This is a genomic window from Streptomyces cinerochromogenes, from assembly GCF_014648635.1.
GTDB lineage: Bacteria > Actinomycetota > Actinomycetes > Streptomycetales > Streptomycetaceae > Streptomyces > Streptomyces cinerochromogenes.
This window is the reverse complement of record NZ_BMRM01000002.1, coordinates 487,680-500,512: the sequence shown is the minus strand read 5'-3', so window position 1 is coordinate 500,512 and position 12,833 is coordinate 487,680. Positions and strand designations below refer to the sequence as shown.

Here is a 12,833-nt window from a genome sequence, read left to right as displayed (position 1 = left end):
TCGGTATGAGGTCAACCTCCCGTTGCGTAGTCATTCATCACTGAATGCACCGTGCCTACGGTGCGACGCAAGGGAGAGCAGTTCTGTGCGTGTAATCCGTGTGGAGACGTCGGCGGCGACAATCCTGCTCACCGAGGCTCCGGAGCCCAAGGTCCGCGACCGGCAGACCGGTGAGATCGCCAAGGATGCGAACACCGGTGAGGCGCTGATGACCATCGGCGTCGTCTACATCGAGGACGGGGAGTCCTCGCTCATCAAGGTCACCGTTCCGGAGAGCGGCATCACCGAGGGACTGTCCCTCGGCTCCCCGGTCTCGCTGGTGGGCCTGGTGGCCCGGCCGCGGGAGACCGTTTTCAACGGCCAGCAGCGTCACGGCATCGCCTACCGGGCGGCTGCGGTCGCGCCGGCCGCCTTCCCGGCAGCAGTCGGGGCCTCCGCCTGATGTCGGACTGGATGACGCTGTTGGAGGTGGGTGGCCCCCTCGCCGCACTCGGCGGCGGGGCCGCCTACGCCCGGACTCGTCACCCGGGCGTCTACTGGTCCACGGTCGGCCTGCCGTTATCGGCGGCCCGGCTCCTGGGCTCGTACGGCTCCGTCATGGAGGCGTGTGGGCTGACGGTGCAGCCTTCCAGGCTGCGGGCCCTCGCCGTGAGGGCAACGACTCGACGTGAGGTTCGGCCCGTGCCTCCGCGGCGAGGCACCATCCGGCCCACGTCGACGGGCTTGCGGCTCCGGCTGCGGCTGGCTCCCGGCCAGGATCCGGCGGACGTCGCCGCCTCGGCGGAGCGGCTACGGCACGCCTGGGGCGTCCACGCAGTGTACGTGCGGGACGTGAAGCCGGGTGTCGTGGAACTCCGGCTCGTCGGCTTCGACGTCCTGCGGAAGGTACGGATGCCTCGACGGAGCGGCGGTGGGCTTCTCCGGGTGCCGGTGGCTCTGAGGGAGGATGCGACCGCGTTCGTCAGCGACTACCGCGCCATTCCCCACCAACTCACCCTCGGCGCCACCCTGTCCGGGAAGTCCATGTACCTACGGCACCTGGTGGTCGGACTCGCCCCTCAGCCGGTCGCCCTGGTCGGTATCGACTGCAAGCGCGGTGTCGAGCTGGCGCCGTTCGCCGCCCGGCTCTCCGCGTTGGCGACCGACCCGGAGCAGGCGGCCGAGTTGCTGCCCGTGCTGGTCAAGGAGATGGAAGACCGCTACGACCTGATCAAAGCCCGGCAGGGCATCGCGCCGAGCACCCCAGACGAAGAGATCACCTCCGACATCTGGGGACTGCCCGACATCGAACGTCCCGTGCCGATCGTGCTGTTCGTGGACGAGGTTGCCGAACTCTTCCTCGTTGCCACGAAGAAGGATGAAGAGCGACGGGACGAGATGGTCACCCAGCTCATCCGGCTCGCTCAGCTCGGCCGCGCGGCCGGCATCTATCTGGAGGTCTGCGGGCAGCGCTTCGGCGCCGAACTGGGCAAAGGCGCAACCATGCTTCGCGCCCAGCTCACAGGCCGTGTGTGCCACCGCGTCAACGACGAAGCCTCCGCAAAGATGGCTCTCGGCGACATCGCTCCCGAAGCAGTCATGGCCGCCTGCTCCATCGCCCCGGAACGGCCCGGCCTGGCTGTGGCAGGTGACACCTCCGGCGGCTGGTCCCGTATCCGCACGCCGTACCTCTCCCTCGCCGACGCTGCCCAGGTCTGTCGGGAGTCAGCACATCTGGTCCCCGCCGTACCCGCGCTGAGCCGTTTCCGGCCCTACGCACCCGTGCAGCAGGTCGAGACATCCTCACCGGTTGTCTGTCCGCATCCGGCGACGGACTGACCCACTTCCCCTGACCGGCGTGACCATCTCGCGCCGTGTCCCTACTCCGGCATGTCCGAAACCGGAAGGAGCCGCATCATGCGCGCCCAACTGGCCCGTGGGGACGCGGTGCTCGTCCAAGCGCTCATTGCCGCCGCCCTGTCCTTCGCCCACCTGCACGACGTCGCTTCGGCGGCCGGGCAAGACGGGTGGAAGGCGTGGGCCTACCCGATCTCCGTCGATCTGCTCCTGGTTGCGGCCTGGCGTCGGCTGCGTTCCGGCATCACAAAGACGGCGGCCTGGTGCTGGTTCGTCGTCGCCCTCACTGCGTCCTTGGGCGCCAACATTGCCACCGCCGGCCTCCTTGACCTCGGTGACGTCCCGGCCTGGCTGCGCATCCTCGTCGCGGGCTGGCCTGCCGTCGCCTTCCTCGGGGGAACGCTCCTCGCGCATTCGGCACCGAGGGCAACTGCTGATGCCGAGGACCAGGACGACGAGCCCGTCATCACGTCGCGGCCGGAACTGCCGCCCGTACCGGTACCGGCCGCCCTCGTCGCTCATGCCCGCAAGGTCGCCGCTGAACACCGTGCCCGGACCGGGTCGGTCATCGACACCGCAACTCTCCGCGCTCGGCTCGGCGTCCCGGCGCCACTGGCCGAGGCCATCGCCGCACAGCTCTGAGAGGAGCCCTAATGCCCGCCAACCCGCGCTTCCGCAATGTCGTCCGCATCGGCCCCGTTCAGGTCGGCACGTACTACGACGGCTGGGGCCGCGAGAAGCACACCGCCGCCTGTACGGCTCCGCGCTGCGGCTTCTCGACCGACTACGACAGCCGTGCCGCCGCCGAACTGGCCGCCCGTACCCACCGCTGCGCCGCCCGCTGAGGAGACCCCTGTGACCGTCTCTCTCCCGCTCGTCTTCGTCCTGGGAGTCATCGCCTGGGCCGCGATCAAGTTCCTCGGTGTCCGCCTCTGGATCGCCGTCGTGATCGCCCTGTTCGGCTTTTGGCTCTCCCACACCTTCCTCGCCCCCGCCATCGAGTCCGGCACCCGCTCCGGCGTCGACGTCGTCAACGGCACCCACAAGTGACAAGGAGGTCCCCCATGCTGCGCCCCAAGCTCCCCGACGTCCCGACCCTGCCGACCACGATCCCCACGCCTCAGCAGATCCAGGCTCCGGCTCCCTCCGCCGGCCGTCCGGTCGCCCCGTACGTGGGCATCGGCGCCGGAGCCGTCGCCGCCGTGGTCGTCGTCGGCATCGTGCTCACCGCGCTCCTGGCCGCGGTCGCCATCTCGGCCGTGGCCGTGGCCATCGCCGCCGTGGTCCTGCGCTCCCTCGTCAGCAACGCGCACAAGCGCTGACCGGCCCCGGGGCGACAACAAGCCGCCAAGCATCCCGTCGCCCCGGAGCCGTCCCTCCCGACCGCCGAAACAGCCGAAAGGAAGTCCCATCATCACCCGGCAGACTCCGCCACCGCTGGCGGAACTCTCCATGATGGCCTCACTCGGCACCATGCCCGAGCTGGCACGCCAACTCTCCGGCCTGGGCGGCTGCACCAACCCCGTCCGCCTCGACGGCCACCGCACCGAGTACCAGGTCGACACCACGACCGGCGAGATCGGCAACCTCCTGCACCACCTCGACTCCAGCGCCCTGCCTGCCGGCCAGCTCCTCGTCCGCTGCAACAACCGCCGTGCCACCCGTTGTGCGGCCTGCGCCGAGACCTACCGCCGCGACACCTTCCACCTGATCACCGCCGGTCTCCGGGGCGGCAAGGGCACACCGGAACAGGTCGGCACACACCCGCGCGTCTTCGCCACCTTCACCGCCCCCGGCTTCGGCCCGGTCCACAACCGCCCCTCCGGCGGACGTGACTGCCGCTGCGGCCTCCGGCACGACGAGACGGATCCCGCCCTGGGCTCGCCCCTCGACCCGGACACCTACGACTACGAAGCGGCCGTGCTCTGGAACGCCCACGCAGGACAGCTCTGGCGACGCTTCTCGATCTACCTCCGCCGAGAGGTCGCCAAGCGCGTCGGCCTCACCCAACGCGACTTCCGCGATCACGCCCGGATCTCGTTCGCCAAGGTCGCCGAGTACCAGAAGCGCGGCGCCGTTCACTTCCACGCCGTCATCCGCCTCGACGGCCCCGAAGGCGGAGACACGCCTCCACCTGCCTGGGCCACCGCCGAGCTGCTGACCGACGCCATCCGCGCTGCTGCCGCTGCTGCACGCGTCGACGGACCGGAGATCGACGGCCGGTCGCACGCGTTCGTCTTCGGCCGCCAGCTCGACGTCCGCCCGATCCGCTCCGCCGACTTCAACGACGGCCAGGAGCTGACCGAGCGAGCCGTCGCGGCCTACATTGCCAAGTACGCCACCAAGGGCGCCGAGACCGCGACCGGCACCCTCGACCGGCCGATCCGGTTCCTCGCCGAACTGGCCCAAGCCCGGATCACCGACCACGCCCGGCGCCTGATCCGTACCGCCTGGACCCTCGGCGCACGCCCTGAGCTGGCAGACCTCCGCCTCCGTGCCTGGGCGCACATGCTCGGATTCCGCGGCCACTTCTCCACCAAGTCCCGCCGCTACTCCACCACCCTCGGCGCCCTCCGGGATGCCCGCGCCGAATGGCGCCGAGCCCAGACCGCTCCAGTTGTCCCGCAGGACGGCGAAACCACCCTCGTCCTCGCCCACTGGGTCTTCGCCGGCACCGGCCTCAGCACCGCCGAAACCTGGCTCGCCGCCTCACTCGAACCCGCCCCCGGAACGGAAGGAGAGCTCACCCATGGGTGGCCGACGCCTCGCTGTCGCGGAGACCGCCTCCGAGTCCGGTGGCCTGCCGTCGAGGTACCTGACTCCTGACGACCTGGTGGTGATGTTCGACCTGCCCAGCGTCGAGACGGTCTACCAGTGGCGTCGCAAGCGCACCAGTCCCCGCGGCTTCCGGGTCGGCCGGCACCTGCGCTACGACCCAGCGGACGTCCAAGCCTGGGTCGAGTCCCTACGGGAAGGGGCCGCCGCCTGATGGCCGGGCACATCCAGGACCGCTGGTACCGGACCGAGACGGGGCCGGACGGGAAGGTGCGCAAGGTCAAGACCGAGCGCTACGGGGCCGGCCTGCGCTATCGCGCTCGCTACGTCGGCCCGGACGGCACGGAGAAGTCCAAGAGCTTCCCCGACCGTCAGAAGCGGCTTGCCGAACAATGGCTCTCGCAGACTGAGGCAGACATGGCGCGGGGGCAGTACATCGACCCCCGCGCGGCTCGGATCACCTTCCAGCAGTACGCCGAGAAGTGGGTGACCCACGCACCGGACCCGAACACCCAGGCCTCGATGGAGTCGCAGCTCCGGTTGCACGCCTATCCCTACCTGGGGTCGCGCCCTCTCGGCTCCTTCCAGCCCGCTCACATCCGCGACTGGGTGCGGCAGCTTCAGGAGAACGGTGTTCGCGGCTCGTACGCCCGGACGATCTACTCCAACGTGCGCGCCGCCCTGAGCGCGGCCGTGGATGATGGGCACCTTCCCCGGAACCCGTGTGCCGCCCGCTCAGTCCGTCCACCGACTGTGGATAACAAGCGCGTCGTGCCCTGGACGCCGGAACGGGTCTTCGCCGTCCGGGCCGGCATGCCCGAGCGCTACCAAGCCATGGTCGACCTCGGCGGCGGCTGCGGTCTTCGGCAAGGCGAAATCCTGGGCGTGGCCGTCGACGCGATCGACTTCGAGTCAGACACCCTCCACGTGGTCCAGCAGCTCAAGCTGAGCCGCAGCAAGCCGGTCTTCGCCCCGCCGAAGGGTGGCAAGCTTCGGGACGTACCGCTTCCCGGTCCGGTCGCTGACGCCCTCCGGGCCCACATGAAGCGCTTCCCGCCGGTAGAGATCACCTTGCCGTGGAAGGTGGCGGACGGCCCTCTGGTGACCAAGCGGCTGATCTTCACCGGGCCGCGCAGCGTGCACGTCTGGCGTACGTCGCTCAACGAGGAGGTGTGGAAGCGTGCCCTCGCCTCGGCTGGCGTGATCCCCGAGCGGAAGCCGGGCGGGTCGTACGCCGAGTCCCGCGAGAACGGCATGCACGCCCTGCGGCACTTCTACGCCTCGGTGCTCCTCGACGCGGGCGAGAACATCAAGGCTCTGGCCGAGTACCTGGGCCACTCGGACCCAGGCCTGACGCTCCGCGTGTACGCACATCTCATGCCTTCGAGTCAGGAACGTACTCGCAAGGCAGTGGCGTCCGTCTTCGACCGCAAGTGACAGGCGTCTTCTCAGTCAACTTGACCAGCTCCGCGACGGCGAAGAGGGGCCATCGCGGCTCTGGATCAGGTCACAAAACTTGATGGAATTAGCAGTGTCGTGAGACATTGCATTCCAATGTCTGAGTGTCACACTCGGACGTCCGAGGACCTGGATCCGGCGGCAACCAGACCCAGGCCCTCTCGCAGTCAACGAGCCCGGTCGCCTACCAGCAGGCCGGGCTCGCTGCATGTACAGCTCCCGGTCGCGACCGTCCTCGCGCGTGACTCGCTCATCGAGCGAACTGCATCACGCCGGTAGCGATGGCCACCACAAGGCCTGCCCCCGTAAGCCAGACCTGCCACCTCTCGGCGCTGGTCCACCTACGAGGCTCGTCCTTCTCAAGGCTCACCTCTACCGCCTCCCTTCTCCTCCAGCCGGCCCGCCGCTCGGGCCGGAGCCTTGGAACTCACGCACATCTACGCGGAGTTCAGGGAAGGTTCAGGTGAGGCGCGAACAGCATACCGGGCGCATCGCTATTCACCGAGGCGCGCGGGAACGCTTGACGGCGGCCCCGAATCCCTTTCACGGCCCAGCGGCGGCCCCAGCGCAGAAGCAAGCCCCCTGCCCACGGGAAACCCGCAGGCAGGGGGCTTGATCAGTGGCGCTTACTTCTTCTTGCCCTGGTTCTTGACCGCCTCGATCGCGGCGGCCGCCGCCTCCGGGTCGAGGTACTTGCCGCCGGGGGTGAGCGGCTTGAAGTCGGCGTCCAGTTCGTAGAAGAGGGGGATGCCGGTCGGGATGTTCAGGCCCGCGATGTCGGCGTCGGAGATGCCGTCGAGGTGCTTGACGAGGGCGCGCAGGCTGTTGCCGTGGGCGGCGACCAGGACCGTGCGGCCGGTCAGCAGGTCGGGGACGATCGCGTCGTACCAGTAGGGGAGCATCCGGATGACGACGTCCTTGAGGCACTCCGTGCGCGGGCGCAGCTCCGGCGGGATGGAGGCGTAGCGGGCGTCGTTCGCCTGGGAGAACTCGGAGTCGTCCGACAGCGGCGGCGGCGGGGTGTCGTACGAGCGGCGCCAGAGCATGAACTGCTCCTCGCCGAACTCGGCCAGCGTCGCCGCCTTGTCCTTGCCCTGGAGGGCGCCGTAGTGGCGCTCGTTCAGCCGCCAGGAGCGGTGGACGGGGATCCAGTGGCGGTCCGCGGCCTCCAGGGCCAGCTGGGCCGTGCGGATCGCGCGCTTCTGGAGGGACGTGTGGACCACGTCGGGCAGGAGAGCGGCGTCCTTCAGGAGCTCGCCACCGCGGACCGCCTCCTTCTCGCCCTTCTCGTTCAGGTTGACGTCCACCCAGCCGGTGAACAGGTTCTTCGCGTTCCACTCGCTCTCGCCGTGGCGGAGGAGGATCAGCTTGTACGGTGCGTCGGCCATGGCGTCGAGCCTACCTAAGGGGGGTCGGGGGGCGAGACGCGCGCGGGTGCGGCCGGCACGCCCGCCGAGCGCGTCCCGGGGTGTGCTCTCCGTCTCGCTACGTTTCGGTTAATTCTCGTACAACCATTCGCTACATTCGCGTGTCTGGTTATCGCCAGGAAGTCGAGGGACAGGAAGAGGAGCACAGAACGTGACCGTGCGTTCCTTTGCGCGGCGGATGCGACCGCGAGTCGAGCGGAAGGCCGCCGAACGCGTGTGGCAGCTGCGTACCATGCGGCGGCGCCGCAAGGCTGCGGTCACGGATCCGGTGCTCCGCCCGGTGGCGGTGCGCGGGCAGCAGTTCTACGGCCGGGTGGTGGACCGGTTCACCGCCGCGGAAGCCGCCGCCTCGAATTTGGATCTTGTGGTCGGCGCATTGGAGCAGGAGGGCATTCCCTATTTCCTGGTCTCCTCCCGCACGCGTTACACGGTCGGTGTGAATGCGGCGGACCGGGAGCGGTTCCTCACCGCCCTGGAGGCGCGGCACGCGGGCACGGCCGTGTTCATCGGCCGGCCGCTGCCCGGCGGCCAGCTCAAGCACCCCGCCCTGTTCCTGGACGGCGTCCTGCCCGCCGCCCTGCGCACCGCCCCCGTGCTGCGCGTCGGCGAGAACCACCTCGGCCCCGCCGGCCAGCTCCTCGCCGGCCCCGAGCTGGCCTGTGACGTGGAGTTCTGGGAGGACGGCGCCGAGCTGCTCGCCTCCGCCGACGGGCCCCGGCGGCTGGCCAAGGTGCAGCCGCAGGCCTCCGCCGACATCTTCGCCGAGTCCCTCGTCACGCCCCGTAACAACGGGATCACCGACGTGCTGCCCGCCAGTGAGCAGAAGCCGGTCGGCGTCCGGGTCGGCGAGCGGGAAGTGCCCAGCTTCCTCCCGCTCACCCTGCCCACCGTGAACCAGGTGACCTTCCCCGTCGACGTCGTCTACACCTGGGTCGACGGCGAGGAACCGGCGATGCGGGCCAAGCGGGCCCGCTACCAGGAGAACGGCATCGCCGAGATCCTGGACAAGGAGACCAACGCCTCCCGCTACACCAGCCACGACGAGCTGAAGTACTCGCTGCGCTCGCTCGCGATGTACGCCGACTTCGTCCGGCACATCTACATCGTGACCGACGGCCAGAAGCCGCACTGGCTCGACGACACCGCCCCCGGGATCACGGTCGTCGACCACCGCGACATCTTCCCGGAGGACGTCCTCCCCGTCTTCAACTCGCACGCCATCGAGACCCGGCTGCACCACATCCCCGGCCTGTCCGAGCACTACCTGTACTTCAACGACGACGTCTTCGTCGGCCGCCGCGTCACCCCGGACCACTTCTTCTTCGGCAGCGGGCTGATGAAGATACCGGTCTCCCCCCTGAAGATCGGCGTCGGCAAGCCGCACGCCGAGGAGACCGCGACCAACTCCGCCAGCAAGAACGTACGGCGGCTGCTGCTGGAGAAGTTCGGGCGGATGACCACGAACAACTTCATGCACACCCCGCTGCCGCAGCAGCGCGGGGCGCTGCGCGCGCTGGAGGAGCTGTTCCCGCAGGACATCGCCCGCACCACCGCGTCCCGTTTCCGCTCGCCGACCGACATCGCCATGACGGCACCGCTGCTCTACCAGTACGCGCTGATGACCGGCCGTGGCGTACCCGGCAAGTTCAGCTTCCGCTACGTGAACATCAGCCGGCCCGACGCCGACCGGCGCCTGGCGGACCTGCGCCGCAACCGCCGCTTCGACTTCTTCTGCCTCAACGACGTCGACGTGCCGCCGGAGGAGCGGGAGCAGGTCAGCGTGCGGATGCACGAGTTCCTGGAGCACTACTTCCCCTTCCCGAGCCCCTTCGAGAAGCAGAGCTGACGGGCGGCCACGGCCATGGCCATCGACCTCCGTCACCGTCTCGCGACGCCGACCCCGGGCCTGCGGGCCGTCCGGGACCTGCTGCTGCGCCTGCGGCTGTGGCTGGCGGCCCGCCTGTGGGCACTGCGCGCCGCCCCGGCCCGCCGCCGGCTGCGCGCCGCCGTGCCGGGGCTGCGCCGGGTCGCGGTCGGACCGGTACGGCTGTACGGGGGTACGGTCGCCGGCTACACCGCGGCGCAGGCCGCCGCCGCGGACCTGGAGCAGGTGTGCGCCCTGCTGGAGGCGGCCGGGGTGCCGTACTTCCTGGTCCCCGCCGAGCAGGGGCCCGGGGTGCCGCGGCCGGTGGTCGGGGTGGAGGAGTCGTACCGTGCCGCGGTGCTCGCCGGGGCCCTGCGGCACTTCGCGCGCAGCGCCGCGTACGTCGGTGCGGTGGGCGCGGACGGTGCGGTGACGAGCGCGGTGCTGTGGGCCGACGGCAGGCTGCCGCGGGCGCTGCGCGGGGCGCCGGTGCTGCGGGCAGGACTGGTCCGGCTGGGGCCGGGCGGTCAGGTGCTCGGCGGGCTGGAGACGGGCTGCGACATCGAGTTCTGGCGCTACGGCCGCGATCTGGGCCGGGACCCGGCCCACCTCACCGTCCCCGGCACCCGTCTGCAGGACGACTTCGGCCCCTCGCTGGTCGCCCCGCGCCGCAACGCCGTGTCGGAGGTACTGCCGGCCGGGGCGTGGCAGCCGCCGGGCGCGGTGCCTCCGCAGTGGTCGGCCATACCCGCCGAGCAGTCGTCGGCGATGCCCGCCGAGCAGCCGTGGGCCCTGCCCGCCGACCAGCCGTCGGCGATGCCGGCCATGACCGCCGAGCAGTCGTCGGCCATGCCCGTCGAGCAGCTCTCGGCTACGGCGGCCCCCCAGCCGTCGGCCACGGCGGCCCCCCAGCCGTCCGCCGTCCTTGCCGGAGCAGCGGCCCGCCGCCCCCTGCCCACCTTCCCCGCGTTCGCCGAGCCCGGTATCGACCAGGTGTGCTTCCCCGTCGACGCCGTGTACACCTGGGTCGACGGGGACGATCCGGTGATGGCCGTGAAGCGGCGGGCGCACCAGGCGCTCTCCCACAACGCCATCGCACCGCGCGAGACCGGTGCCTCCCGGTACACCAGCCACGACGAGCTGAGGTACGCGCTGCGGTCGCTGGAGATGTACGCCGGTTTCATCCGGCACGTCTATCTCGTGACCGACTCGCAGACACCCTCCTGGCTGGACCCGGAGGCGGAGGGGCTGACCGTGGTCGACCACCGGGACATCCTCCCGGCCGACGCGCTGCCCGTCTTCAACTCGCACGCGATCGAGAGCCGGCTGCACCACATACCGGGCCTGTCCGAGCACTACCTCTACTTCAACGACGACGTCTTCATCAACCGCCCGGTCGGGGCCGAGCGCTTCTTCCACGGCAACGGCATCGCCCGCATCCCGCTGTCCCCGCTCAAGCTCGGGGTCGGCGCCCCGCACCCCCTGGAGCCGGCGCCGAACTCCGCCGGGAAGAACGCCCGTGAGGTGATCCGGCGCTTCCACGGCAGGTACGTCACGCACAAGTCGCTGCACACCCCGCACCCCCAGCTGCTGTCGGTGATGCGGGAGATGGAGGGCCTCGGCATCGAGGAGCTGGAGCGGACGTCGTACTCCCGTTTCCGGTCCACCACCGACGTCGCCCCGGCGTCCACGCTGCACCACCACTGGGCGATCGCGACGGGCCGGGCCGTACCGGCCGAGTACAGCTTCCGGTACGTCCAGCTGGGCACCCCGGACATGCGCCGGAGGCTGGCGCGGCTCGCGGCGGGCGAGGACGTGGACTTCTTCTGCCTGAACGACGTGGACACCGCCCCGGCGGACCGGGTGGCGGCCCAGGAGGCCATCCGTGCCTTCCTGGAGCGGAAGTACCCCTTCCCGAGCCGCTTCGAGCGGGCCGCCCGGACCGCCTCGTACCCGGCCCCGGCCCCCGCACGACGAGGACGGAAGGCGTCCCGGCGCCGGCCGGCCGCTGCCCGATTGACGCGAACCGCTAATTGAGTGGCGCCCCCGAGTACCGCGTTTGTAATTTGTGCTCGCCGTTTGAGCCGCTTACGCAACCGGGGGATCATCGATGTCACCTGCCCGTATGAGACGAGCCGTCAGCGAATCCGTCTCCGGGCTGCCCCGCGCCTTCTGGTGGCTGTGGACCAGCACCCTCGTCAACCGGCTGGGCGCGTTCGTGGCCACCTTCATGGCCCTCTACCTGACCCTCGACCGCGGGTACTCGGCGTCGTACGCGGGTCTCGTCGCCTCCCTGCACGGCCTCGGCGGGGTCGTCTCCTCGCTGGGCGGCGGGGTGATGGCCGACCGGCTCGGCAGGCGGCCCACCCTGCTCATCGCCCAGACCGCCACCGCGGCCTCCGTCGCCCTGCTCGGCTTCATGACCGGCCCGGTGGCCATCGCCGCCGTCGCCTTCCTCGTCGGCATGGCCTCCAACGCCTCCCGGCCCGCCGTACAGGCGATGATGGCCGACATCGTCCGCCCCGAGGACCGGGTACGGGCCTTCTCCCTCAACTACTGGGCGCTCAACCTGGGCTTCGCCGTGTCCTCCATGGCCGCCGGGTTCATCGCCGAGTTCAGCTATCTCGCCGGGTTCCTCATCGAGGCCGGGATGACCCTGGCCTGCGCGGTCGTCGTCTTCGCGAAGCTGCCCGAGTCGCGGCCCGCGCCCGCGGCCCAGCAGGCGGAGGCGGGGACCGGCCTCGGCACCGTCCTGCGGGACGGGCGGTACATGGCCGTCGTCGGACTGTCCTTCCTCGTCGCCCTGGTCTTCCAGCAGGGATCGGTCGGACTGCCGGTGGCCATGGGCCGCGCCGGGTTCTCGCCCGCCGACTACGGCCTGGCCATCGCCGTCAACGGCATCCTGATCGTCGCCCTGCAGATCCCGGTCACCCGGTTCATCGAACACCGCGACCCGCGCACCCTGCTGGTGGCCTCCTCCATCCTCGCGGGCTACGGCTTCGGACTCACCGCGTTCGCCGGCTCGGTCGGGGTCTTCATGCTCACCGTGTGCGTGTGGACCCTCGCCGAGATCGTCAACGCCCCGACCCAGACCAGTCTCGTCGTCCGCCTCTCCCCGGTGCACGGCCGCGGGCGCTACCAGGGCGTGTACTCCCTGTCCTGGTCCCTCGCCGCCCTCGTCGCCCCGCTGATGTCGGGCGCGGTCATCGACAACCTCGGCGCGGCGTGGCTGTGGGCCATGTGCGCGGCGGTGGGCACGGTGGCGGCGGCCGGGTACGGCGTCCTCATGCGCGGCCTGCCCCCGGAACCCCCGGCCCGGACCCCGGCCCCGGTGCAGGAACCGGAACAGGAACAGGAACAGGAACAGAAGGAGACCGGGGTGCGTACCGCGTAGACGGCGCCCACCGTCACCACGCCGGCGGCGCCTGCCCGCACGGCGGAAACGCGCAGTTACTTCCGCCGTCCTGGGAACC

13 protein-coding genes are annotated in these 12,833 nt (G+C 70.5%); 12 read left to right on the top strand and 1 reads right to left on the bottom strand.

From position 1 onward, the window contains the following. The first annotated feature begins 85 nt into the window (after positions 1-85). From IEZ20_RS06105 to IEZ20_RS06065, 9 genes are all read left to right on the top strand, one after another. The gene (locus IEZ20_RS06105) at positions 86-442 is read left to right on the top strand and encodes an SCO3933 family regulatory protein (protein ID WP_189295142.1); all 357 of its coding nucleotides are present in this window, start codon (positions 86-88) and stop codon (positions 440-442) included. Further along, complete coding sequence (locus tag IEZ20_RS06100) at positions 442-1,818, top strand: FtsK/SpoIIIE domain-containing protein (protein ID WP_189295140.1); 1,377 nt, start codon at positions 442-444, stop codon at positions 1,816-1,818. The genes IEZ20_RS06105 and IEZ20_RS06100 overlap by 1 nt, the downstream gene beginning before the upstream one ends. A 78-nt stretch (positions 1,819-1,896) precedes the next feature. After that, on the top strand, positions 1,897-2,478 hold the full coding sequence (locus IEZ20_RS06095; RefSeq protein WP_189295138.1) for a DUF2637 domain-containing protein: 582 nt from the start codon (positions 1,897-1,899) through the stop codon (positions 2,476-2,478). Positions 2,479-2,489: 11 nt separating this feature from the next. Then, the gene (locus IEZ20_RS06090; RefSeq protein WP_189295136.1) at positions 2,490-2,681 is read left to right on the top strand and encodes a mobile element transfer protein; all 192 of its coding nucleotides are present in this window, start codon (positions 2,490-2,492) and stop codon (positions 2,679-2,681) included. Between the two features lie 10 nt (positions 2,682-2,691). Continuing rightward, the gene (locus IEZ20_RS06085; RefSeq protein ID WP_189295134.1) at positions 2,692-2,886 is read left to right on the top strand and encodes a hypothetical protein; all 195 of its coding nucleotides are present in this window, start codon (positions 2,692-2,694) and stop codon (positions 2,884-2,886) included. A gap of 14 nt (positions 2,887-2,900) precedes the next feature. Beyond that, positions 2,901-3,158: a SpdD protein gene (locus tag IEZ20_RS06080; protein WP_189295132.1), complete on the top strand. Its 258-nt coding sequence runs from the start codon at positions 2,901-2,903 to the stop codon at positions 3,156-3,158. Positions 3,159-3,288: 130 nt separating this feature from the next. After that, positions 3,289-4,662, top strand: coding sequence for a replication initiator (locus IEZ20_RS06075; RefSeq protein ID WP_229895894.1), 1,374 nt, complete (start codon positions 3,289-3,291; stop codon positions 4,660-4,662). After that, positions 4,586-4,825 (top strand): helix-turn-helix transcriptional regulator, encoded by a 240-nt coding sequence (locus tag IEZ20_RS06070; protein WP_189295130.1) that lies wholly within the window; start codon positions 4,586-4,588, stop codon positions 4,823-4,825. Before IEZ20_RS06075 ends, IEZ20_RS06070 begins: the two co-directional genes overlap by 77 nt. Beyond that, positions 4,825-6,048: a tyrosine-type recombinase/integrase gene (locus IEZ20_RS06065; protein ID WP_189295129.1), complete on the top strand. Its 1,224-nt coding sequence runs from the start codon at positions 4,825-4,827 to the stop codon at positions 6,046-6,048. The genes IEZ20_RS06070 and IEZ20_RS06065 overlap by 1 nt, the downstream gene beginning before the upstream one ends. Before the next feature lie 647 nt (positions 6,049-6,695). On the opposite strand, the gene IEZ20_RS06060 is transcribed toward IEZ20_RS06065, so the two are convergent. Next, positions 6,696-7,457 carry a phosphoglyceromutase gene (locus IEZ20_RS06060; protein ID WP_189295128.1) on the bottom strand — a complete coding sequence of 254 codons (762 nt, stop codon included), beginning with the start codon at positions 7,455-7,457 and terminating at the stop codon, positions 6,696-6,698. A 217-nt stretch (positions 7,458-7,674) separates the two neighbouring features. On the opposite strand from IEZ20_RS06060, the gene IEZ20_RS06055 reads away from it, so the two are divergent. The 3 genes from IEZ20_RS06055 (at position 7,675) to IEZ20_RS06045 (ending at position 12,754) form a co-directional block, all read left to right on the top strand. Next, positions 7,675-9,342, top strand: coding sequence for a stealth family protein (locus IEZ20_RS06055; protein WP_229895893.1), 1,668 nt, complete (start codon positions 7,675-7,677; stop codon positions 9,340-9,342). Between the two features lie 15 nt (positions 9,343-9,357). Continuing rightward, positions 9,358-11,397, top strand: coding sequence for a stealth family protein (locus tag IEZ20_RS39495; RefSeq protein ID WP_229895892.1), 2,040 nt, complete (start codon positions 9,358-9,360; stop codon positions 11,395-11,397). Positions 11,398-11,470: 73 nt separating this feature from the next. Beyond that, entirely contained in the window at positions 11,471-12,754 is a 1,284-nt protein-coding gene (locus IEZ20_RS06045; RefSeq protein ID WP_189295126.1) for an MDR family MFS transporter, read from the top strand. Positions 12,755-12,833: the final 79 nt, after the last annotated feature.